Here is a 23,344-nt window from a genome sequence, read left to right on the forward strand (position 1 = left end):
GTGCCGCTAGTGTGTAATCTCCTCGATTACCTTAGCGTCAAACTGGTTTAATACCACTTGGAGACCCACAAGGTTCGACTGTGATATTTCCGGGTCGTCTGCCGAGGCTCCTTCCCAGATTTCTTCTTCCGGGTCTGGTTCGGGTTCGTCTGGGAGGTCGTCGGGGTCGACGACGCCGTTGCCCGGTTCGCCGTCAAGCTCGGCTGGCGGGGGTGCCCACGTGCCGGTGACAGTGCTCGAGTAGGGATCTTCTGGTGCGAACGGGTCCTCGTGTGGGGGTGGCATCGGGAAGTCTTCAAAAACGCCCGAGCTTTCGAGATCCGGTTCGGAGAGTTGCTCGGCTGGCGCTGAGGGTTCGGGCGACGGGGCTGCCGGGGCCGGCGATGGGGCTGACGGGGCCGGCGGAGCCGGCGCTGCAGGCGGGGTCGGCGGGGCCACAGGCGGGGCCGCGGGTTGGGCGGGTGCCGCGGCCTGCGCGGCACTAGCTTTTGGGGCGGGCGGCTCGCCTCCCGCCCGGCCTTCCACTTGAAGGTTTAGCCCAAATTGAGCGTTGAGCACCTGTTGCACTTCGCGAGCGCCCCGCGCGGTGAATGCGTTCGCCACGCCCGGCTGTTCGAAACCAACCACGAGCACCCCGCCGTCCAAGGCGACTGGCCCTGTTGCCGCATCGAGCTGGGCGCGTGCAATCTTCGACAGGTTCGGATCCGCCACAATCGCCTGCCAGTTGTTAGCGATCGTGGCCAGGTCGGTTTCGCCGGTTTGCGGCTGCTGGGGGTCTGCCTGCTGCGCGGTTGCAGGCTGGTCTTGCGCCGGCTCACGTGCTGGTGGCGCGGGCCGCTTGTGCTCAGGTTCGGACACAGACGTCTGGGGGGCTGCTTGGACAGTTTCGACGGGCGGCTGCTGCGCGGCTGGAGCGGGCTGCACCTGCGAAGCCGGTACGGGCGGCACCTGCGAAACCGTGGCGCCGGGCATCGCCGGCATGGGCCTGTTGCGCGGGTCCGTGTTCGACTCGCTACGTGTTCGGGGTTCACTCGACCGGCGGGGCTCGCCGCGCACACCTTTCCCTTGCGGCATGCTTCCCGCACGCTTGGCCTGAGCGCGCGCTGCCTGCTCCGGATCCTCGCCCTGCAGGCGAGCAAGCTGCGAGGCCACTTCCGGGGTCGGCTCTGCCGGCTCATCACTCACTTCCGTTTGCGCGACCACCGGGCGCGTCACCACCAACCTCGCACACAGCAACTCCAACTGCAGGCGAGGTGCGGTGGCACCTACCATCTCGGTGAGTGCGTCGTTCGTCAGGTCGGCGGCCAATGAAGCGCGCTGTGCCCCCAACTGCTCGGCCTGCGCCACCATGCGCGCATACTGATCTTCGGGCACGGACACGAACACGTCCTTCGCCTCGTCACCCGCGAGCGCGATGATCACCAAGTCCCGCAGCCGCTGCAAGAGGTCTTCGACGAAACGGCGCGAATCATGACCAGATTTCACCACGGAGTCAACCACGCCGAACAGGGCCGCTCCATCGCGGGCGGCAATCGCGGCCACGGCGTCGTCAAGCAAATGCGCCGACGTGTAACCAAGCAGGGAAACAGCCCGTTCGTAGTCGAGTACGGTGCCGTCGGAGCCGCCGATGATTTGGTCGAGCACCGAAAGGGTGTCGCGGACCGAGCCCGTCCCCGCGCGCACCACAAGCGAGAGCAGGTCGTGCCCGGCCTTCACGCCCTCCGCTTCGGTGAGCTTCGCCAGGTACTCTTCCAGCACCTGCGGCGGCACGAGGCGGAACGGATAGTGGTGGGTGCGCGAGCGGATCGTGCCGATCACCTTCTCCGGCTCCGTAGTAGCGAAAATGAACTTGACGTGTGCCGGCGGCTCCTCCACCAGTTTCAGCAACGCGTTGAAGCCCTGGTTGGTGACCATGTGGGCCTCGTCAATAATGAAGATTTTGAACCGATCCCGCACGGGCGCGAACCCGGCCTGTTCGCGTAGTTCGCGTGCGTCATCCACGCCGCCGTGCGAGGCCGCGTCCATTTCTACGACGTCGAGCGACCCCGAGCCGTCCCGTGCCAACTCCACACACGAGGGGCACGTGCCGCACGGCGTGGCCGTCGGATACTCCACGCAGTTCAGGGCGCGCGCAAGGATGCGCGCCGACGTCGTCTTCCCGCATCCCCGCGGCCCAGAAAACAGGTAGGCGTGGGTGGTGCGGCCCGCGTCGAGGGCAGCCATGAGCGGCTGCACTACGTGATCTTGGCCGATCACTTCTTGGAACGTTTCGGGCCGGTAGCGGCGATACAGGGCAATACTCACGCCCACAGTCTACGCAAAGCGGCCGCCACTTTTCGCTGCTTACCCACAGGACCGCAGCGTTCGCCCGTTTGGCTGCCTGTGCATAACAAAAACGAAGAACACTATGGCAGGGATCACTACTATCTGGAAAGATGGGAGCAAATGTCTCAACTCGATTTCAGGAAGCACTTCCGCGCGGCGACGGCGTTTAACCCGCACAAGCGCCGCTGGCCACTCGCGCTCAAAGCAGGGCTCGCCATGTCCACGCTACTGGCGGGCTCGTACGTGTTGGGATATAAGGACGTCGGCTCGCTCGTCAGCTTCGGAACGTTCGTGGTTCTCTACGGGCATGACACGGCGGCGGGCCGCCGCTTCCGCACCGTGACCGGCGTGGCTGCGGCGATGACGATCTCGGCCACCGTGGGCGCCGTGGTGGCGCCGATCCCGTGGCTATGGGTGATGTCGCTAGCCGTAACCGCAGCCCTGCTCACCTTCCTGTTAAAAACCTTGCAGGTCGGCCCGCCCGGGGCGTTCTATATTGTGCTCGTCCAAGGCGCGGCTGGCAGTGCCGCGCTGTCTGGCAAAACACCGACCACGGTTTTTATCACCGTCGGCATCGGCGCGTTCGTGGCCGCCGCGATCGGAATGCTCGACCTGCTCTGGGATCCGCACGGGCCCCAACGCCGGGCCGTCAAAGCCGCGGTCAAAGCTACGGATGAGTTCGTCAAGGCGCTCGACGTCGTCGTCATCGGCCACCTGTCCGAAGAGTCCCCCGAATGGGAAACGCTCGCCGCTAAACGCCACGACGCCTCCATGTCCATCCACCACGCGTGGACCACCGTCACCGACGGCACCGACGTGCTCCAGTTCGCCGACGAGCTCAGCGCCATCGAACGCCGCTACATGCGCTACAACACGCGCGCCCTCGACTACGTGACCGGCCTGCGGGTAGCCAGTTTTAAGAATATTTCCGCCGAAACGGAGATCGGCGTGGACGAGGCCACCTTGCATTCGGCCGATCCGGAACGACGCCGGCAAGCCCGCCGCATCGCCACCGAACAGATCCGAGAAACCGCGCTGGGCCGCCCACAAGCCGTGCGGCTGCTCATGCGTGCGCTGCGCCCATATTCTGAGGAGCGGCTCGTAGCTTTGCGCGCCTTTATCGGCACGCTGCTCGCCGGATCGGTTGCACTCATTCTCGGCTCCAGCCACGTGTATTGGGCGGCCGCCTTCGCCACCCTGCTGCTCAACCGCGGCGGCACGCGTGATTCGCAGATCGTGCGCACGTTCCAACGCGTACTTGGCACGATTGGCGGCCTCGGTGTGTTCGCTATCTTGCAATATTTGGATTTGCGCGGGTGGGCACTGATTATTGTGGCCGGGCTGATGCAGGCCACTGTGGAAATGTTTATGGAGCGTAACTATGGCGTGGCCACCATGTTTATCACGCCGCTGGCGTTGACGCTAGCGGAGAAGGCTGCGTCTGGGGGCGTGACCGAAGTGCTAGTGCTGGATCGCCTGCTGGACACGTTTATTGCCGCTGCGTTTGTTATTGTGACGCTGTTTTTTGTGGGGCGCTCGCGGCGCGTGCCGATGATGCGCGCCTATGCCCGTAACGTGGTTGAGGGCATCGAAGAGGTGCTGGTGGATATTGCTGGGCATCGGCAGACGACGCCGAAGGGCCAAGAGCACCGGAGGATGTTGTATTACGCGCTGTTGCAGTCGCACGAGGTGTCGTCGTATGCGGAGGCCGACGAGCCGGACGCCTCTGAGGGGTATGTGGAGATGGAAGAGAGTCTGTCCAACCTCGGCTATCTCGTGTTGGCGATGGCTTGGCATCCGGATTTGCGTAACGCGCGCGATCTTGCCGCGCAGTGCCGCGAGCCTCTCGACCGTATTCTTGCTCATCCCGTTGACGGCTTGCGGCCGGCGAAGGCGATTCACGACGACGTCCGCGAACTCACCGATATTGTGCAGGCTTGGCGGCCTTAACGCTTGCGTTTCTGACTTGCATTCGTTCCGGGGGTACCTGTTGCGTTCTCGGGGTACCGAATCCGGCGTTTTGTCTACCCCGCGAAGTGAACGTGTACCCCGGGAAGTTCGAGGGGCATAGCGAAGGGCGGCTGGTGCGGGTTGTTTCCCGTACCAGCCGCCCTTGCGCGCTAGTTAGCGCTTAGCAGCTTTCAGCTTACTGGTTGCGACGACGCACGAGGAGCGCGCCAACGCCAGTGAGCAGACCTGCGATACCCAGCGTGCCGAGCACCGAAGCACCGGTGAACGACAGCTCCTTCTTGGCCGGCGGGTCAGCCTTGGCGACCACAGGGGCGTCCGGTTCAACGATCTTGACGGTGAATTCGTCAATCACGTTACCGTCCTTGTCCTTGACGGTCACCTTGATGACATCGCCTGGCTTCGCATCCGGGTTCGGGGTCACCGTGATGGTGCCGTCATCCTTCAGCGTTGCATCGCCTGGGCCAGTCACTTCGACAGTGGAGCCTTCCGGAACGTCGCCACCCGTGTTCGGGATGTCGATCGGCTTGCCAGGAGTGGTCTCCTTGTCCTCCCAGTTCGGGTTCGGAACGATGGTCACCGTGATCTCGTCGATCGGGTCGCCATCCTTATCCGTGATGGTCACCTTGATGACATCACCAGGCTTCGCATCCGGACCAGGGGTTACCGTGATCGAGCCATCCGGGTTGAGCGTACCTTCACCCGGGCCCTCGGTCGTAACCTCGGTGCCCTCCGGAACGTCGCCACCCGTGTTCGGAATGACGATCGGCTTGTTCGGAGTGGTCTCCTTGTCCTCCCAGTTCGGGTTCGGAACAATCTCCACCGTGAACTCGTCGATCGGGTCGCCATCCTTATCCGTGATGGTCACCTTGATGACATCACCAGGCTTCGCCTCCGGCTTCGGGGTCACCGTGATCGAACCATCCGGGTTGAGCGTAGCTTCGCCCGGACCCTCGGTCGTAACCTCGGTGCCCTCAGGCACGTCGCCACCCGTGTTCGGGATCGTGACGTCCTTACCGGGGCGAGTATTCTGATCGTCCCAGTTCGGGTTCTCCACGATGGTTACCGTGACTTCGTCGATCGGACGTCCGTCCTTATCCTTGATAGTCACCGTGATCTGCTGACCCGGCTCCGCATCAGGGTTCGGCGTCACCGTGATCGAACCATCCGGGTTCAGCGTTGCCGTACCCGGGCCGTCGGTCGTAACCTCGGTGTCCGCCGGAACGTCGCCACCCGTGTTCGGGATCGTGACGTCCTTGCCCGGACGCGTGGTCGTGTCGTCCCAGTTCGGGTTCGCAACGACTGTCACCTTCACGTCTTCGGGGTCTTCGGAACCATCCGGGTAGGTCACCTTCACCTTGACCGTAACGGTTGCACCGGCAGGGGCGTCCGCAGGAGGCGTCACGACGAGCTCGTCGCCGTTCTGCACCGTGCACGTCCATCCGGCCGGGCACTCTTCAACGGTTACTACCGAGCCGTTCGGCAGGTCGTCACCCGTGTTCGGGATAACAACCGGCACGCCCGGGCGGGTCTTGGAATCGTCCCACTTCGGAGTGGTGGTAGCAGCCTGCGTATCACCCACGTTGAACTGAGCGGTCGTCTCATCGACGCCACCGTTGTTCGGGTAGGTCACCACAACCGGGATGTTGAACGTCTGGTCGGCCTGATCGATCGTCGGCGTCATCGTAATGATACCGGTAGCCGAATCGATCGTTGCGTTTGCCGGAGCGCCAGCGCCGAGTGCGAACGTGGTGCCTGCGGGCGCAGGGTTCGTCTCGACTGCGTCGGTCTTCGGGTTGTCGAAGGTCGGAGCCTCAGAGGAGGTCGCCTGGCCAACCACAGCGTTCGTCGGCTTGTACTTCGGATCGTTCAGATCGTTGAGGGAGCAGCCCTCTTCGTTCACCGTTTCACCCGGCTTGGTGTCCGGGCACAGATCCTTATCGTTCGGGACGCCGTCGTTATCGTCGTCACCAACCGGGTTGATCGTGGCCGTCGTGTTCGTCACAACCGGATCGGTGTTCGGGTTATCCGTCTCCGGAGCCTTGTGCTCAACCGTGATCTTCACAGGCTGATCAGTAACCTCCGCAGTCGGAGTACCGGTGATAACACAGCCACCCTTAGCCTCGTCGTAAACGATATCAAGACCAGCAGGCAGACCCTCAGCCTTACACACCAGATCAGTATGCAGACCAGGATTATCAACCTTCACCACGATCTCAGTGATCGGCTCACCAACCGTACCCGTAATCGGACCAGGCTGCTCAACCGTCGGAGCAACAGAACAACCATTGCTATCGACCGTCGCACCAGAAGGAGTATCCGGGCACTTATCAAGATGGTTCGGAACACCATCGCCATCGTCATCCTTAGCCGGGTTGATCGTGGCCGTCGTGTTCGTCACAACCGGATCGGTGTTCGGGTTATCCGTCTCCGGAGCCTTGTGCTCAACCGTGATCTTCACAGGCTGATCAGTAACCTCCGCAGTCGGAGTACCGGTGATAACACAGCCACCCTTAGCCTCGTCGTAAACGATATCAAGACCAGCAGGCAGACCCTCAGCCTTACACACCAGATCAGTATGCAGACCAGGATTATCAACCTTCACCACGATCTCAGTGATCGGCTCACCAACCGTACCCGTAATCGGACCAGGCTGCTCAACCATCGGAGCAACAGAACAACCATTGCTATCGACCGTCGCACCAGAAGGAGTGTCGGGGCAGAGATCATCGCCAGGCTGCGGGTTGGCAGGATCGAGCGGATCGAGGTAGCCGTCGCCGTCGTCGTCCGTACGAACGGTAACGGTAGCGGTCACATCGTCGGGGGTTCCATCCTCGTAGGTCACGCGGACGGGAACGTCGATCTTCTGGCCGTTGGTGGCACCATTCGGAATCTCCACGGTGATGGAACCATCGGGGTTGATCGTCACGCCGGAGGGAACCGGATTGCCAGGCTGCTCGCCGTAGGTCACGTTGGCCGGGGTGGCAGTGTTGCCTTCGTTGTCGGTGAAGGTCGGCGAGTCGATGGTGACGGTCTCACCCGGCTTGCCTTCCTTACCTTCGTAGGACGGCTCGTACTTATCCCTATCTGCCTGAACCGTGATGAACTTTGCAGTTCCGCGAGAGCTAGAACCGTCCTCAAATTCAACACTGACCGGAACATCAAGTTCCGCACCAGGAGGAGTTCCCTCAGGGAAGGTAACGGTCACAACACCCGTATCAGGGTCAACATTCACGACATGATCCGCAGGAGTTGTGAACGAGGAGGCAAGTACGTAGGAGCCCGGCTTAACCTTCTTGCCGACCGGGAGGTCCGCAGCAGCAACCTTCTCTACGATGTCCACCGTAGAGTTGTCATCAAACAGCGGAGCAGCCGAAGAAGTTGCGACGCCGGCAATCGCCTGCGTGTCGTCGTACTTCGGATCCCATCCAAACTTCACAATGAAGCTATCGGCAGCGAGCGGCTGCGCAGAGCGCTTGCCGTCCGGATCCACCGAGTAGAGCTTCGCAGTGAAGATTGTATCTTCAGCGACGTCGTCACCAACCGTGTAATCACAGCTAGGGAGCTCACCTGTAGCAGTAGGCTCAATATTCGAGCACTTGTGAACAGACTTGAAAGTCTCGGTGTCAACTCCGAAAGACTCCCATTCGATTTCGTAACGCACGTTCTCCACGAACTTCGTGGGAACGTTGTACGCCGTTGTCTTGGCAGTATCGCCACGATGCGCCGGATTATCCGTCACATTGTAGGGGAAGACATCGAAGACAAGCTCACCGGGGTAAAGGCCCCAGAGGTAGCCATCTGCGGAGCTGTTCGTGACATTGAAACCAGTTGCCCAGCCAGCGTAAGACGAGACCTGGCTTCCTGCGTAAATCTTGGTGTTTGCCCACACATTCAGGTGATGCTGGGTGGTGTCTGCAGCACCCGGAACAGGCTCGTGGGAGACGAACATCCAGTCAAGATTGACGTGCTTGACAGGCCTCAGCAAGTCTCCTTTTTGCCACCAACCGTCCTGCGGATCGTCAGCGACCTTCCCAAACAGGTCTAGGTTTCTACAGACTTGAGATGCGATGGTACCACAGCTATCCCAATTTTCACCGTACGTTCCACGGAACTGAATCTCGAAATGTCCGTCCGCTCCGGTCTTCGCCGTAGCAGTTTCGGCAATCCACTTGTCTTTGCCTTCCTTGGCGATCTGTTGCTTGATCCAGTTCTGCATTTTCATTTCATCTTCTGCAGACCAGGTCGTTGGAGCACCTCCACCGCGGATTTCTTTCCCAATGAGACTCTTGTACTCATTGTGAATCTTGCCAACTGCATAATCGGAAAGGTAAGAAGCGTAGACATTGATATTCGGCACCGGGATGTCGCCGCTGTTACTCAAATCCGCAAAGGTCTGCCAGAGAGCAGCAGACGCACTACCCGTGAAGTTCCATGCAACTCGGCCCTTCACGTAGCCACCGCCCCCGAGACCGTCAAGTCTTGGATCACGAGCGTTAGCATCAGCAAGAATGTTTCCGGCGTCGTCCGTCTTGTGTAGGACAGTGTTGTCAATCTTTTCGCCGTACTTAATTCGGAACTTGGCAATCGAGTCATTGGCCACTGACCACTCTGCGCCAGCGGTCAAATCAGCGACAACCGCATTCGGATAGAAAGCGCCGTTGCCTGCAGAAAAGAGCAGGGTGTACTTGTCATCATTCGGGTTGACCGCCCAAACTTTGACTTTTTCGCCTTCTGGCAAAGCCGGATCAGCATCGAACTTCACCACTTTACCTGTCGGAAGGGTGAAATCCTTCATCTCGATAGCAAACGTGCCGTCAGAGTTCGTCACGGTCGTGTAAACCGGAGAGACCGCACCCTTATCCTTGGTATCGCCAGCTTGCATCCACTGGGCGTAGACACGCACTCCCTCCATCGGGATCGCACGAGGGTTGCTCGTATTGTGATCCACCATGATGTTTCCACCGCGCTGGAACACTACCGATCCGCTAATAGACCCCTTATGCGCCACCGTGGTGGTCGCTTCGATCGCGCCATCAATTGGATCTGGAGGCGTAAAAGTGAATCTTTGGTCGTCAACAGGGTGCTGATACACCTGCTGACCATCAATCGTTTGGAATCCCGGTTCCGCTGCCTGCGCCGTATTTGTGCGGAACAGACCTGACAGCACGCCGCCGAACAACAACGCCAGCGCGGCAATCATAGCCAGAACTTTACGGGATCCCACCCCCCCATACGATTACGGAGGGCCTGACTGTTAGTCATACTTTCCCCTTAACGATTTCACGCGTGTCTGAACTCCACGCGATGTCTATGGACATGAGTGCACAAAGAGTGCACCTTTCGTCAGTATACAAACAATGAGTACTAGAAACTATCGTTGCCAGATTTTGCAAAAACGTTGCTACGTCGCGGAAGACAGGCTACCGTTCCGTAGGTAAAAGATTGCGTTTCCGCGTCCTATCAGGGATAACTCTCGCGACAGACACCCAGAAAACGCGCGCGATCGACGTCGTCGGAACCTTGATCCAGTCAACTAAGCCGAGAGACATAAATCACTCTCTGTGCGAATGATAGCTTCTCGGCGTCGCTAGTAGGGCCACAACACGCCGCTCACAACCTAGCTCGCGACTCACACCAAGCCATAAACAAGCTCGTAGCAATCCGCAGAGAACGCAACATGACCCTGCGGGAAGTCCCAGAAAAGATGGGAACTGACGCCTCCGCCGTCTACCGCTTTGAAACAGGACAACACGATCCACACCTCTCTACAGTTCGCAGGTATGCAATCGCCGTTGGAGCTGAAATCGACACACCAACAGGAGAGAACCCCGAAAACAGAGCCAATCTCACTTTTTTCCCGATGACGAAAGACCGCGATGATAACGGGCAGCTTCCCGGTGTCGCCGCCAGTTTGTCCGTCACACTTTACGCCGATGACTGGCTCCTGGGAGCTGTATCGCAAGTCTTTCTTATCAGCGATGAAGCCCGTCCAATGTCGCGCAAAGATGAGGACACATGGGTACAAACCATCGTCGACCTCTACCAAGAACGCACCTGCGCACTACTCTGGGACATCGCCTCAAGCGCGCTCAAATCTACTGCAGGAATGATGAAACTACTTCCCGTTGAAGTTCCCGACTTAACCTCAACAGAAATTAACGTGGGGACTGTCCCGGCGGCAGAAAGAAATGGACGATGACCTCTAACGTCGTCGTTGGCGGGTTACAGCGCTCATCTCCCGATGCTTCGCTACTCCATTAGCTGTCTCGTTCGCAGAGCGCCAACACGAGCCCAACGGATAGGGACAAGCAAACTTTCACAAAAACCCGCCAGAAGCTCCTTGGACGACACAACCAGCGACATGTGGTTGCGCCATAGCGCACGAACTTCGAATGGTGCGAAGATAACGCGCCAGGGCGCAACTGCGATCAGCTGTCGTGAGGTGAGATTAACGGCTTCCCCTCAATAGCTACCCGGGCCACTCATCGCCAATACAGTCCGTAGCAGAGCTGGAAACCTAAAGCTGCAAAAACGAGAAATCTCGACAACGCCCTAGCTATTCGCTTGCCCAGGATCAAAATTCTCACGCAAAAACTAAGTTCTGGAAGGAGACGAAATCTCACACCGAAGAGCCCCCATAGGGAACCGTGAACTCGTTCCACTGCTTGATGCAGGACAGGCAACACGACTTCGACATAAAACACTGAGGCATCGTCTTCCGATGGAAAATCCCAACCGTTCTTACTTTGGTAAAAAGCGGCAAGTTCGATTTGAACAGCAAACGGGCCATCTTCCTGAGACTGAATAACCCAGTTAAAAATGTGCCCCTCATCTACAACACTGCGCACATAACTAAGCTGTAAGCTCACTATAAGATTTTCGGAATCTCCTGGATGCGCACTCGTGCGTTTCTTGGACACCTTCCTTACGGAAGCATTCTTGAATCTCGAAATCAGCCTCGCGAATTTGCGCCCTAGTCAACGGGGTGGCGGACTCGTCCAGCTGCGCCGTGTAGCCTTCACTTTGAGCCCATGCAAAGACATCGCCCCAAATCCATACTGCTTGAACGCGGGTACCGGCGCCCACACTTGTATAGGGCCGTGGGAAGTTTCGGTATTCGTTCGAGTCCCATTTGCGAACAGTCTCACGAGAGAGGCCAAGCAACTCAGCAATTTCAGTCGTATTAACGACGTCTGGGACGATGGAGCGAAGTTTAATTTCTGGACACGCCTTAACGACGAATTGATAGACGTCTCGTAGAGCGTTACTTAGTTCATCGGCACTAACTTCGCACGAAAGCTGCTGTGATCGTCCGATAATCGCAGGCAAAATATAGATACCCTCTGGTGTTTCAGCAAGCTTCCCCATCTGATCGGGGCTATTAACGTCAAGGCCGTCAACTTCGACGGTAAATTCGTAGTTATTCATTTCGTTCTCCCTCCCCTGATTACTTAGCATTACAAAGAGGTTGGCAATTGCCAACCTAATTTAGCTTATTGGGGAACATATCTCAGAACCCCTCCTTGATGTGCGGCCATCGACTCTTAGGCCCATAACCATGAGGGCATTTATAGACAAATCGCCGGATTTGGTACCCTAGGAAGTGAACGTGTCCCCCCCCCGGAACACAATAAAGGATTGCGGCAGTGCTCCGATGAGTCAGCGCCGATAGGCGGCAAGTCGCCTGATCCCTGCGTTTCTGCTTATATAGCAGTTTTGGCGAACTCGAGGGCGCTAACCGGCCTCGTTTCTGCTACCACAGCAGAAATGCAGAGAGAACCCCCGGAACGATGTCCCGAGACACCCCGCGCCAAAAACAACAAAAATGTCTCGCGACACCGGAACGGTGCCGCGAGACATCACAACGCGGAGGATGGGGGATTCGAACCCCCGAGGGCGTTAACCCAACCCGCTTTCCAAGCGAGCGCCATAGGCCACTAGGCGAATCCTCCTTTGGCCGAGCACGAACTCGAACGCCACCCTAGTTTACGTAACCAACAGAAAATAAGGAAATCGCCAACACCCCGCATACCGGTGGACTTCCTCTCAGTTGCCGCGGCGGCCCTTCGAATCGTCGTCGGCCCACTCCCAAATCCCAGAGGCACGAATCTCCGTGGGCTCCATCTCAAACTCGGCCGTCTGCGCGTCACTCATCGCACTCGTGCGCCTCACGCCCACAGACTTAGGACCCTCCTGACGCTTCGCCGGCCCACCTCGCGAACCTGCATCCCGCAAACCTGCCTCGGCGCGATCGGCGGAGGCTACGGCGTCGTCGGACACGTCCTCCCCCACCTGGCCGCGGCGACCAGCCAACACGTTACCCGCCACCAACGCCAACAACAAGAAACCGCCCAAACCGATCAGGATCATCGAATTGCGAGTCTGGTCCTCAACCTTCTCCAAACCGCCTAAAAACAGCAGCGAGGCCAACGGCACCGACTCTTCACCCACATTAAAATTCACCGTACGATAGTAGAAATCGCCGGCATGCGAAGAAACCCGCCCCTCGCCCGGGGTCAACACCTGGCTGCGCGTGGCCGGGTCAAGCAACAAACCCGACTGCGCCAACTCCGGCACATCCGCACCCAGCTTCGTCACGTCCTCGCCCGCACTATTCATCGAAAAAACCATCTCCGCACGATCCACGCCCGTGCGCGTCACCTTGTCCGCCAACCAATCAGACAACGGCACCTCACCCGCCGGATCATACGGCTCCGGATGATTCGTAATCCACACAATCTGATGCTCCACCTGCTCAGCCGCATACTGATCCACATTACGATGCTGCGCCAACAAACCGCCGCCCACCGTCAACGCCACACCCAACAGCCCGGCCACCAACACAAAAAGAAGCGGCCTACGACCACGGGCCACATTCTCAGACAACTTTTGCTTACTGCTCACGTCACTACCTTCTCTCAACCAACACACCAGCCATACAGGCGGCGCGCCTACCACGAGCTCACACCGCGCACATGATGCGCTGAACGTCACGCTAACCTGAGCACCCTCAACCAATCATGACACGTCCATGACAGATTTTTAATGATAAGATCTCTACCGGCTCCCCACGTGGCGCTATCTTGAGGAACTCCCCCAGGGCAGGAATGCAGCAAGGGTACTCGGGCTCTGGCGGGTGCGTGGGGAGTCCTTCATTCTCGACGACGACGGGCGGGCGGCTGGCGGAGCGGCGGGCGGCGGGCGGCGCGGCGGGCGCGAGGCGACCGGTACGACGTCGTCGGCCAATGTTGCGTTCACCACGAAAAGCCGGAATCAGCGCCCAAAACGTGAAAACTCACTTGCGAACGACGCGCCGCGCTACTACTGTCGAGCAGGGTCGCAAACGCGGCTGACAGGCTGCGTGCCCCTCACCAGCATTTCACGGAATGATATGGAGGCTCGCATGGCGGGTTTTGGTTGGAAAGTACACGGCGACGGCACAACTATTCGCCCAGGAGAAGTAGTTCTTCCCGGAGAACGGATGTCGTGGCCAATAACAATTGGTATTGGAGCACAACACGTAGTGGCCATGTTTGGGGCCACTTTTTTAGTACCTCTACTCACCGGATTTGAACCGGCCACCACACTTTTCTTCACGGGCATCGGCACGATTCTCTTCCTACTTATTACGGCGGGGCGCCTGCCCTCCTACCTGGGCTCGTCGTTCGCACTCATCGCGCCGATCGGCGCCGTCACGGGCTACGTGGCAGGCGGCGGCGCGCCCCTCGACGAAGCTAAAGCCGCCCTCGCACAAGGCGGCGTGATTGCGGCCGGTGCTGCGCTCGCGCTCGTCGGCCTCATCGTCCACTTCGCCGGCGCCCACTGGATCGACCGGCTCATGCCCCCGGTGGTCACCGGCGCGATCGTCTCCCTCATCGGCTTCAACCTCGCGCCAGCCGCGTGGGGCAACGTCAAAGCCGCGCCAGTCACCGCGCTCGTCACCGTGATCACGATCCTGCTGGTCACCGTACTATTCAAGGGAATTATCGGCCGACTATCGATCCTCATCGGCGTGGTGGTCGGCTACATCACCGCCGTCATCCGCGGCGAAGTCGACTTCAGCGCCATCTCCGACGCCGCCTGGGTAGGCGCCCCCGACTTCCGCGCCCCCGCCTTTGACGTCTCCCTCCTCGGCCTATTCGTGCCCGTCGTGCTCGTGCTCGTCGCTGAAAACGTCGGCCACGTTAAATCCGTTGCCGCGATGACCGGCGAAAACCTCGACGACATCACAGGCCGCGCCCTCTTCGCCGACGGCGTGTCCACCATGCTCGCCGGGTCCGGCGGTGGCTCCGGCACGACGACGTACGCGGAAAACATCGGCGTCATGGCCGCCACCCGCGTCTACTCCACAGCCGCCTATGTGGTAGCCGCCGTGATCGCCCTCGGCCTGTCCATGCTGCCCAAGTTCGGCCAGCTCATCGCCACCATCCCTCAGGGCGTGCTCGGCGGAGCGGCCACCGTTTTGTACGGCATGATCGGCATGCTCGGCGTACGCATCTGGGTACAAAACCGCGTGGACTTCTCCGACCCCGTCAACCTCAACACCGCAGCAGTGGCCATGGTGGTCGCCATCGCAAACTACACGTGGCACTGGGGCGACATGGTCTTCGAAGGCATCGCCCTCGGCTCCTTCGCCGCCATCATCATCTACCACTCGATGCGCGCCATCTCCAACTGGCGTGGCACCTCGATGGAGGCCGCATCGCCGGCGTCGGCGCCCGCGGGGGCCGAGCTCGAACCCGGCGCGCTCAACCGCGAACCGGAAGAGTAGAAGCTAGGCGCTGCGGGTTCGCAGTTGCCGCGGTGGTGAGCCGAGCGGTCTAGTTGCCGCGGCGGTGGGAAAGCCGAACGACGGCGTCGTCGACAAACTGGAAGTTAGCCAGCGAAATTATCCAACGACGCACAATCCGGAATCGGCTCCATCGCCGCGGCAAACTGCTCCGGCGTCGGCGCGGCGACCATATCCGAATAACCCGCACCCAACACGACCTCCACAACCTGCGACGTCACATTCGGATCAATATGCACCGTGGCACTCGGGAAATACGCGCGCAACGTATACGCCGCACTCACACCATCAGCACTCGTGTAAAGGCGCACCGGATCCGACTGATCAGTCCCCGACCAATTCGCCGTATCATTCACGACGACGCCCGTCGCAGCCAACGAACCAGCCACACTCGCCGCCAAACCAGTCTGCGACGTCGCATTGTACACCGTCACCGTGATCGATGCCGGCTCCTGCGGCGCCGCCCCCTCCGCCGGACACACAACAGCATCCGAATTCGGCGGCTGCGAAAACTCACGATTAAACGGGAACGGCAACAACCCCGTCCACACAACCACCCCAAGCACCAACAAAATCGCCATCACGGCAATAATCGAACCGAAAATAACCGTCTGGCGTTGCTGAGTGCGCTTCCGATACTCTGCGCGCGCGTTCGAAGTCACGCACCTAATCTAGTCCACCGGGCGCCGTTTTACTTGGAAGATGCGGAAGTTGGGTGGTCTGGTTGTGTGCTCGGGCGAGGGTGTGCTCGGGCGGGGGTGGTGCGTGCTGTGCGCTTGTGCGCCGTGCGCCCGCCGGGCGGTGATGGTGCGTGGCTGCGGTGGTGTGCGCGGCGAGGTTTAGCGGAAAGACATCCACAGGGCACGAAACGGGAACCTTTTCCATGTGAACAAGCACACACAGAACAGATGTTCGTATTTTGCTAGACTGGAATCGATGACAGAGATGTAACTATTTAGCCGAACGCGGGTGGTGCTTCGGGCACTGGAAAGGAGGGCGTGATGGCTGCGGCAGTTGACATGGATCAGCTTGGCGGGGAAGGCGTCGCGCCCGCTTCCGGTGCTCCCGGGAACGGCACTGGTACTGCAGGCAGAAGCAGCGTGGCGAGTGTCGGGGATGGTGTCAGTGGGGGCGCTGTTGCGAAGTTGGCCCATGCCATTTCTATTTTTGACGAGCTAGCGGGCCGGTTCATTGAGTCGCTGGCGGGAAGTGAATTGCTTGAGTTTTCATCCTTGTTGGCTACGGCTGAGTCGAGGGTAAGCAGCATGCGCTCGGCTGTGCTCGCGCGGGTTGACACAACGGGCGATTGGCAGGCGGCGGGAGCTCGCACGGTCGCCGAATATGAGCGGCAAATTTCTCGCACGGGTTTATCTGATGCGCGCCGAACCGTGAAGCGGGCTCGCGCCTTAACCGACGATCTGGCTCCTATGCGTGAGGACTTGAGCGCAGGCGAGATTTCCAACGCTCATATTGATGCAATCGTGCAAGCCACTCAGGCACCCGACTTGAAAGCCCAGCTGTCCGATCCGGTGGACGGAGTTGAACAGCTACGGAAGGCTGCGAAGTCGATGGACGCAGATAGGTTCAAGAAGCACGTGAAGGCTTGGTCGATCAAGCATGCGCCCACACTCGCCGAGCGTATGGCCCGTAAGAATAAGAAGGAAGAGCGGCTTTCGATCGTGCAAAACGGTGACGGCTGGGCTATTTCCGGTTACCTCGACTCGTTGAACGGCACGATCGTTGACACCACGCTCACTGCAGAAATGGGCGTGCCCACGCTGAAGGATGATCGTGGGCCGCTCCAGCGCCGGGCGGCGGCGCTCGCACAAATCTGCCAACGCGTGTCGCAAGGGGCCGATCGTGCGGGATCCAGTAGCAGTCCGGCACACATCATTGTGCATGTGCCGTTTGAAACGCTCGTCGGGGCGGAAGCTGCGAGCGAGCTCGACACCCAGTCAGACTTTGCGTCCGGGGAGGGAAGCGAGTTCCCCGACGAGGCACAGCTTGGCGCGGTGCTCGCCGAAATTCGGGCCGGGATTAATCCCGAAAGGTTCAGCGGGCTCAAGCCCGCGACTCTCGACGATGGCACGCCGCTCGTTCCCAGCGACCTGATGGCGTTAATCTGCAATTCTCGAATTTCACGCCAGATTTTTACAGCCGACGGCCTCGTGCTCGATCACGGGCACTCCACCCGATTATGCACGCCGCAACAAAAGCGGGCAGTGATAGGCAGAGATCGAACATGCCAATTCCCCGGATGTCACCACACTCACATGGCATCCGACGTCCATCACGCCATCGCATGGTCGCGGGGCGGGAAAACGGATATCGACAACCTCGTCCTCCTCTGCTGGTACCACCACCGGCTCGTCCACTGGCGCAACATCACGATCTACCGACACCGCGACGGATGGTCATTCCGGGACGCGGACGGCTGGTACTACACGGCGCGCGGCCGACACAAAGGGCAACAACCGCCCGGTCGGGAACCGAATACAGGCACCATCGAGGGTGAGCCTCCTGGAACGTAGGCGAGCCGCGCTGTGCGAGATGAGGCGGGTGTCGCCGTGCGAAATACGGTGAGCGTCGCCGTGCGAGACAAGGCGAGCGTCCCCGGACAAAAGGCGAACGTACAAGCTGGGTCCGGGGAGCGAGGCTAGTCGCCCAGTTACCACGCGGGCGGGGGCTAGGCGAACCTAATCCTCCGCACGGCCCGGGCCCGCCGATGGTTCTTGCCCGGCCGTCTGGTCCTGCAGATTCCTCATCATCTTCCACGTTTCAATGTCGCTCTGCCGCTGGGTGACGAGCGATTGGGCGTACGACGTCGTCAAAATACGAGCCACCCCTCCCACGAGCGCCCACCCGCCGAGCGCGGTGAGCAGCTTCCATGGCCGGCCCGCGTTCGCGCGATTAAACCCGGCGGTTAGCATGCCGCCCGCCACGGCCGTCTGGACCGCCGACGCTACCGCCACCGCCCACGGCCTCTCCAAATAAATCTTCCGATACGCTCCCATAAGATCCGGCTCGACGAAACCCTCGCCCGCAATCTCAAACGCGAGCCGATCCTGAAACGCTGAACCTCCACTGCCCGGCGTGAAGAGCTGCGAGTTCGGAATCTCGGCGAGCCCGCGCCGTCCCTCGAGCACGTCCACGATCTCCTCCGGCAAATTCAACGCCGCCACGAGCGACCGTACGGCCGTCTGCGGCGACGCCTGCAACGCACACCGAATATCGGCAAACCGGGCGTCGATCACGTCGGCAACAGCACGGCGCGCCACCGCGCCCGCCCCCGTCTCATCAACCACGAAATCGTGCCCCTCGCTTCCCGGCTCGATCCACGGGAACACCGGCATCTCGCCATCCCAGTTCCACGTGCTGCACTGATTATCCCGGCGCACATACAACAGCGGCGAATCCTCGGCCGCCGACAACACGATCTGATACGACGGGCGCGGAAACAACTTACGGGCCGACAACAACGGCTTCTCCGCCGTCAACACCAACGCCGACCCCAACTTCGAGGCCGCCACCGGCACGTCCGCCGCCGCCACCAAGCTCGGCACCTCGGACAGCGGCAGATCGACGATGACGAGCATCGGGCTCTCCCGCTCAAACACTTCGGCCCACTCGGCCTCGTCGGACCCCTCGCGACCCTCGTGTCCTTCGGGCCCTTTGTGCTCTTCGGGCTGCTCGGCCTCCTCGGCCATGGATCCGCCCAACTCGCCTGCATCGCCGGTTCCGACGACGTCACCCGCGTCACCGGTGCCATCTGTATCGCCGGCGCCGACGGCGTTATCCGAATCGGCCGGCTCGTCAGCCTCGGGCGGATCGGCAATCAACTCTTCGTCCGACACGTCCACCGCGCCCAAATCAATTGGCCCGTGCGCGATCTCGCCATCCAGCTCGACCTCAACCTTGCGCAGGCTCTCCCGCATCACGTCCACAAGCTCCGTGACCGAGCGGCCCCGGAACACGGTGCCCGCCTCATCGAGCGTGGCCACCCGGCGTCGTCGCCCCGCCACGGCGACCTCAAAGTCGAAACCGCCCTTGCCGTCACTCGCGCCGCGCCCCAAAATCCGCTGCTCTTCAAAAAACGCCTGAACGTCCTCGTCGCTGACCAGCCACTGGTCCAACCGCTCAATGTGTCCGTGCACCGTACGCCAAGATGCCATCACTCGCCTCCTCTCCCCTCAGCCTATCGCAGGCCGCGGGGCCCTTGGGAACACATTTACGCCCCCGGCGGGATGACAACCGTGCCCCAGGTGGCAAGATCGGTTGCTTCCCGGCGATCCCCGCGCTACCGGCTATGCCCGGGCCGCCGCGCGCTCCCTGTCGACGTGGTAGAGCACGATCGCCGTCGCCACCGACGCGTTCAACGACTCCATCGCACTATCGATCGGAATCGACACGACGACGTCACACGTCTCGCGTACCAGGCGCGACAGGCCGGCGCCCTCCGAACCGGTAACGATAACAAGCGGCACGTCGGCCAGGTCGGCCGCGCCCAGATCGACGTCGGCATCCCCCGCCAGGCCGACCACGAAGTAGCCGAGCTTTTGCAGCTCCTTGAGCGAACGCACGAAGTTCGTCTCGCGGGCGACGGGCAGCCGAGCCGCCGCACCCGCCGACACCTTCCACACCGTCGCATTCACCGACGCCGACCGGCGCTCCGTGATGAGCACCCCGTCGGCCCGGAACGCGGCCGCCGAGCGCATGATCGCCCCGAGATTATGCGGGTCGGTCACCGAGTCGAGCGCGACGATGAGGCCCGGCCGGTCGCCGACCACGATGTCTTCCAAGCGAACGTAACGATGCGGCGGCACCTCGATCGCGATGCCTTGGTGGACCTGGCCGTCCGTCATCTTGTCGAGCTCACCGCGCGACACCTCCACGAGCGGCGTGCCGTCGGCCATCGCAGCCCGCGCTACCTCGGCCACCCGCTCGTCATTCGACATCGCCGCCACCATGAACACCCGCTCATACGGAATGCCCGACCGCACCGCCTCATACACGGCGTTACGGCCACAAACCAGCTCGAAGCCCTCCGGCTGGCGCAAACTCGCCCGCAGCTTCGGCCCAGCCGCCCGCCGCTCAGCCGCCTCCCGCTCCAACTTGCGCTTATGCGCCGGATGATACGTGCGATCCTCGGCCTTCGGCGTCGGCCCACGCCCCTCAAGCCGGCGGCGGTTATGTCCGCCCGAACCCTTCGTCGAGCCCTTACGCGCATGTTTGCGCACCGCCCCCGGACGCCCTCGATGATTAGCCAAGCTCGCCACCCACCTTCCACCGGGCACCCTCAGCCGAATCTTCCACGACAATCCCAGCCTCGGCAAGCGAATCGCGCAACGCGTCCGCCCGCGCCCAATCCTTCGCCGCCCGCGCCTCCTGGCGTTCCTCGAGCAGCCCAGACACCAGCGCATCGAGCGCGTCGCTTAGAGCGGAGCCACCGACATGCGTGCGCCACGGCTCCGCCAGCGGGTCAAGCCCGAGCACGTCGAGCATCGCGCGCACCAACAACTGTTCCTCGCGCACCGCCACGTGATCGGAGTCAGCGAGCGCATTGTTGCCCTGGGTGACGTGCTCGTGAATGACGGCGAGCGCGGCCGGCACGTTGAGGTCATCGTCCATCGCGGCCACGAACTCGGCCGGCAGCTCACCCTTCGTCAGGGCCGCCACCTCGTCAAGCGGCACCTCGCCCACGGTTTGCACGGCACGCTCCACGAAGCCAGCGAGGCGTTCCCAAATCGCCTCCGCCTCGGTCAACGTCGACTCCGAATAGGCGACAGTCGAACGGTAATGAACCGTGCCGAGCGCGAGCCGCACGATCACCGCCGGGTGTTCGGCCAGAATGTTGGCCACCGTCAGCGAATTGCCGAGCGACTTGCTCATCTTTTCGCCCTCAATGGTCACCCACGCGTTGTGCATCCAATAGTTCGCGAACCCGTAGCCGGCGCCGTGCGACTGGGCCTGCTCGTTTTCGTGGTGCGGGAAACGCAGGTCGATCCCGCCGGCGTGGATGTCGAACTCTTCACCCAAATATTTGCCTGCCATCGCCGAGCATTCGAGGTGCCAGCCCGGCCGGCCGCGCCCCCACGGAGTGTTCCACGCCGCGGTGTCCGGTTCGCCCGGCTTGGCGGCCTTCCACAGGGCGAAGTCGTGCGGGCTGCGCTTGTCGGGGGCGGCGTCGTCGGCGGTGAGATCGTCGAGCGACTGGTTGGTCAGCGACCCGTAGTCAGGCAACGAGGCGACGTCGAAATACACGTTCCCCGGTTCGCCCACGTAGGCGTGCCCGCGCTCGATGAGCCGCTCGATCATCTCGATCATTTCGGGTACGTGTCCGGTGGCCCGCGGCTCGTAGGTAGGGTCGACGACGCCGAGCGCCCGGTATGCGGCCGTGAATTCTTTTTCGTAACGGTAGGCCAACGCCCACCAAGGCCGGCCCGCTTCGGCCGACTTGGCGAGGATCTTGTCGTCAATATCGGTCACGTTGCGGACGAAGGTGACGTCGTAGCCGGAGCGGCGCAGCCAGCGAATGAGCACGTCGAAGGCGAGCGCGGAGCGCATGTGCCCGATGTGCGGGGAGCCTTGCACGGTGGCACCGCACAGGTAGATGCCGACCTTACCGGCCTCCAACGGTTCGAATTCGCGAAGGGACTTGGACTTCGAATCAAAAATTTTCACACTCCCACCCTACCGCGTCCCCTCGCTCTTCCGGGATTTACCCGCTCGTTGCTTTTGCCGCGTACGCTAAGGGGTATGTCGCACACAACTAACGGGGCGGGCGGTCCCGTCTTTACGAAGAAAGTCTGGGCGTGGGGGCTGTGGGATTGGGGTTCGGCCGCCTTTAACGCCATCGTCACGACGTTCGTGTTTTCGGTGTATTTAACGAACGCGAATCTTTTCGGGCCGCAGGCCAACCAGCGGCTCGGCTATGCGCTCACCATAGCGGGATTGCTTGTGGCGGTGGTGGCCCCGGTGCTCGGCCAGGCCGTCGACCGCTCAGGCAAATCCGGCACGGTCATGCGGGTGACGACGCTCGCCACCGCGCTGATTACCGCCTGCCTGTATTTCGTGGTGCCCGGCCAAGCAGGGCTGTGGCTCGGCCTGTTCCTCCTGGCGGCCGGTAACATCGCCTTCGAGACCGGCTCGGTCGTCTACAACGCGATCATCACGGACATTTCGTCGCCCGAGAACGTGGGTCGCGTGTCAGGCTTCGGCTGGGGGCTCGGCTATATCGGCGGCATCGTGCTGCTCGCCATCCTGTACGTCGGGTTCATTTCGCCCGACGTCGGCTGGTTCGGCGTCACAAGCGAAAACGGGCTGAACGTGCGTGCGGCGATGCTGGTGGCGGCGCTGTGGACGGTCGTGTTTTCCGCCCCGCTGCTGCTCACGCTGAAGAACAAGCCGCCGCGCACCGACACCCCGCAGCTTGGCCTCATCGATTCATATAAGGAACTGTTCGCTTCGATCCGCCGGCTGTGGCGGGCCGATCGGGGCGTCGTCTGGTTCCTGCTGTCGTCGGCGATCTACCGCGACGGCCTGGCCGGCGTGTTCGCCTTCGGAGCCGTGCTCGCCGGCACCGCGTTCGGCTTCGAAGCCGACGAAGTCATCATGTTCGGCATCGCCGCCAACCTCGTGGCCGGGATCGCGACGATCGTGTTCGGCTGGCTCGACGACCTCCTCGGCGCCCGCACCGTCATCATCATCTCGCTCGCGTCGATGGTCGCCTGCGGGCTCGTCATTTTCTTCTTCCACGACGGCGTCGGGCCGCTCTCGCCGAAGGGCGTCTACTGGATCTTCGGCCTGCTGCTATGCGTGTTCGTCGGGCCGACCCAATCGGCCTCCCGCACGTATCTCGCCCGCATTGCGCCGCCGGGCGACGAGGGCGAAATCTTCGGCCTGTATGCGACGACGGGCCGCGCCGTCTCATTCCTGTCCCCGTTCATGTACTCGACGGCGATCACAATCGGGGCCGCCGCGCTCGGGATCGGACTCGACGACGCCGCCTACTTCGGCATCCTCGGCATCGCGCTCGTCTTGCTCATCGGGCTGGTCGGCTTCCTGCCGGTCAAGGCGCAGCCGAAGGCTAGGTAGTTCCGCGGGACAGCCGCACAGCCGACACCGCCGGGGCTAACCACGAACTGCAAGGATCCTCCAGTAGCGCGGGGTTGGCTTCGGCTCGCCGGGACTCAGCTGCCGTGCGGCGAGGCCAGTCCCCCGGGGCTAAACCCGCAACGCGTGGCTTAGCTTGGGCCTTCG

Annotated in this window: 14 protein-coding genes, 1 tRNA gene and 1 other RNA gene; 6 read left to right on the forward strand and 10 right to left on the reverse strand. The window is 61.3% G+C overall.

Features of this window, described 5'->3' with window-relative positions; translation table 11 throughout:
- Positions 1-6: 6 nt before the first annotated feature.
- Entirely contained in the window at positions 7-2,304 is a 2,298-nt protein-coding gene (locus EL234_RS04055; protein WP_126416263.1) for a DNA polymerase III subunit gamma and tau, read from the reverse strand.
- 141 nt (positions 2,305-2,445) lie between these two features.
- On the opposite strand from EL234_RS04055, the gene EL234_RS04060 reads away from it, so the two are divergent.
- Positions 2,446-4,275 (forward strand): FUSC family protein, encoded by a 1,830-nt coding sequence (locus EL234_RS04060; protein ID WP_126416264.1) that lies wholly within the window; start codon positions 2,446-2,448, stop codon positions 4,273-4,275.
- 196 nt (positions 4,276-4,471) lie between these two features.
- On the opposite strand, the gene EL234_RS04065 is transcribed toward EL234_RS04060, so the two are convergent.
- On the reverse strand, positions 4,472-9,496 hold the full coding sequence (locus EL234_RS04065; RefSeq protein WP_126416265.1) for a Rib/alpha-like domain-containing protein: 5,025 nt from the start codon (positions 9,494-9,496) through the stop codon (positions 4,472-4,474).
- A gap of 459 nt (positions 9,497-9,955) precedes the next feature.
- On the opposite strand from EL234_RS04065, the gene EL234_RS04070 reads away from it, so the two are divergent.
- Positions 9,956-10,495, forward strand: a complete 540-nt coding sequence (locus EL234_RS04070) for a helix-turn-helix domain-containing protein (protein ID WP_277870844.1) — start codon at positions 9,956-9,958, stop codon at positions 10,493-10,495.
- Positions 10,496-10,778: 283 nt separating this feature from the next.
- On the opposite strand, the gene EL234_RS04075 is transcribed toward EL234_RS04070, so the two are convergent.
- The 4 genes from EL234_RS04075 to EL234_RS04090 form a co-directional block, all read right to left on the reverse strand.
- Positions 10,779-11,165 (reverse strand): hypothetical protein, encoded by a 387-nt coding sequence (locus tag EL234_RS04075; protein ID WP_126416267.1) that lies wholly within the window; start codon positions 11,163-11,165, stop codon positions 10,779-10,781.
- A complete protein-coding gene (locus tag EL234_RS04080) occupies positions 11,149-11,724 on the reverse strand; it encodes a helix-turn-helix transcriptional regulator (protein WP_126416268.1) in 576 nt (191 codons plus the stop codon). The genes EL234_RS04075 and EL234_RS04080 overlap by 17 nt, the downstream gene beginning before the upstream one ends.
- Before the next feature lie 439 nt (positions 11,725-12,163).
- Positions 12,164-12,248 (reverse strand) — tRNA-Ser (locus EL234_RS04085).
- A 94-nt stretch (positions 12,249-12,342) separates the two neighbouring features.
- Positions 12,343-13,200 carry a hypothetical protein gene (locus tag EL234_RS04090; protein ID WP_126416269.1) on the reverse strand — a complete coding sequence of 286 codons (858 nt, stop codon included), beginning with the start codon at positions 13,198-13,200 and terminating at the stop codon, positions 12,343-12,345.
- 155 nt (positions 13,201-13,355) lie between these two features.
- On the opposite strand from EL234_RS04090, the gene ffs reads away from it, so the two are divergent.
- Both ffs and EL234_RS04100 read left to right on the forward strand, forming a co-directional pair.
- Positions 13,356-13,452: signal recognition particle sRNA small type (gene ffs / locus EL234_RS04095), an RNA gene on the forward strand.
- Positions 13,453-13,699: 247 nt separating this feature from the next.
- Positions 13,700-15,067: a uracil-xanthine permease family protein gene (locus EL234_RS04100; protein WP_197718462.1), complete on the forward strand. Its 1,368-nt coding sequence runs from the start codon at positions 13,700-13,702 to the stop codon at positions 15,065-15,067.
- A gap of 104 nt (positions 15,068-15,171) precedes the next feature.
- Here the strand turns inward: EL234_RS04100 and EL234_RS04105 are convergent, their stop codons facing one another.
- The gene (locus EL234_RS04105) at positions 15,172-15,747 is read right to left on the reverse strand and encodes a LytR C-terminal domain-containing protein (RefSeq protein ID WP_126416271.1); all 576 of its coding nucleotides are present in this window, start codon (positions 15,745-15,747) and stop codon (positions 15,172-15,174) included.
- A 339-nt stretch (positions 15,748-16,086) separates the two neighbouring features.
- Here EL234_RS04105 and EL234_RS04110 point away from each other — a divergent pair, with 339 nt between their 5' ends.
- Positions 16,087-17,616, forward strand: coding sequence for an HNH endonuclease signature motif containing protein (locus EL234_RS04110; RefSeq protein ID WP_126416272.1), 1,530 nt, complete (start codon positions 16,087-16,089; stop codon positions 17,614-17,616).
- A gap of 165 nt (positions 17,617-17,781) precedes the next feature.
- On the opposite strand, the gene EL234_RS04115 is transcribed toward EL234_RS04110, so the two are convergent.
- From EL234_RS04115 to cysS, 3 genes are all read right to left on the reverse strand, one after another.
- Positions 17,782-19,257, reverse strand: coding sequence for an ICP22 family protein (locus EL234_RS04115; protein ID WP_126416273.1), 1,476 nt, complete (start codon positions 19,255-19,257; stop codon positions 17,782-17,784).
- A gap of 132 nt (positions 19,258-19,389) precedes the next feature.
- Positions 19,390-20,352, reverse strand: a complete 963-nt coding sequence (gene rlmB / locus EL234_RS04120; RefSeq protein ID WP_126416274.1) for a 23S rRNA (guanosine(2251)-2'-O)-methyltransferase RlmB — start codon at positions 20,350-20,352, stop codon at positions 19,390-19,392.
- On the reverse strand, positions 20,345-21,766 hold the full coding sequence (gene cysS, locus EL234_RS04125) for a cysteine--tRNA ligase (protein WP_126416275.1): 1,422 nt from the start codon (positions 21,764-21,766) through the stop codon (positions 20,345-20,347). Before cysS ends, rlmB begins: the two co-directional genes overlap by 8 nt.
- Before the next feature lie 75 nt (positions 21,767-21,841).
- On the opposite strand from cysS, the gene EL234_RS04130 reads away from it, so the two are divergent.
- On the forward strand, positions 21,842-23,179 hold the full coding sequence (locus tag EL234_RS04130) for an MFS transporter (protein ID WP_126416276.1): 1,338 nt from the start codon (positions 21,842-21,844) through the stop codon (positions 23,177-23,179).
- Positions 23,180-23,344: the final 165 nt, after the last annotated feature.

The sequence above is a fragment of the Trueperella bialowiezensis genome, from assembly GCF_900637955.1.
Lineage (GTDB): Bacteria > Actinomycetota > Actinomycetes > Actinomycetales > Actinomycetaceae > Trueperella > Trueperella bialowiezensis.

Bases quoted from the DNA above. Each gene is read 5' to 3' on its own strand.
- EL234_RS04065 (WP_126416265.1), bottom strand. From the start codon at position 9,496: ATGATTGCCGCGCTGGCGTTGTTGTTCGGCGGCGTGCTGTCAGGTCTG.
- EL234_RS04100 (WP_197718462.1), top strand. From the start codon at position 13,700: ATGGCGGGTTTTGGTTGGAAAGTACACGGCGACGGCACAACTATTCGC.
- EL234_RS04115 (WP_126416273.1), bottom strand. From the start codon at position 19,257: ATGGCATCTTGGCGTACGGTGCACGGACACATTGAGCGGTTGGACCAG.
- EL234_RS04110 (WP_126416272.1), top strand. From the start codon at position 16,087: ATGGCTGCGGCAGTTGACATGGATCAGCTTGGCGGGGAAGGCGTCGCG.
- EL234_RS04060 (WP_126416264.1), top strand. From the start codon at position 2,446: ATGTCTCAACTCGATTTCAGGAAGCACTTCCGCGCGGCGACGGCGTTT.
- EL234_RS04130 (WP_126416276.1), top strand. From the start codon at position 21,842: ATGTCGCACACAACTAACGGGGCGGGCGGTCCCGTCTTTACGAAGAAA.
- EL234_RS04080 (WP_126416268.1), bottom strand. From the start codon at position 11,724: ATGAATAACTACGAATTTACCGTCGAAGTTGACGGCCTTGACGTTAAT.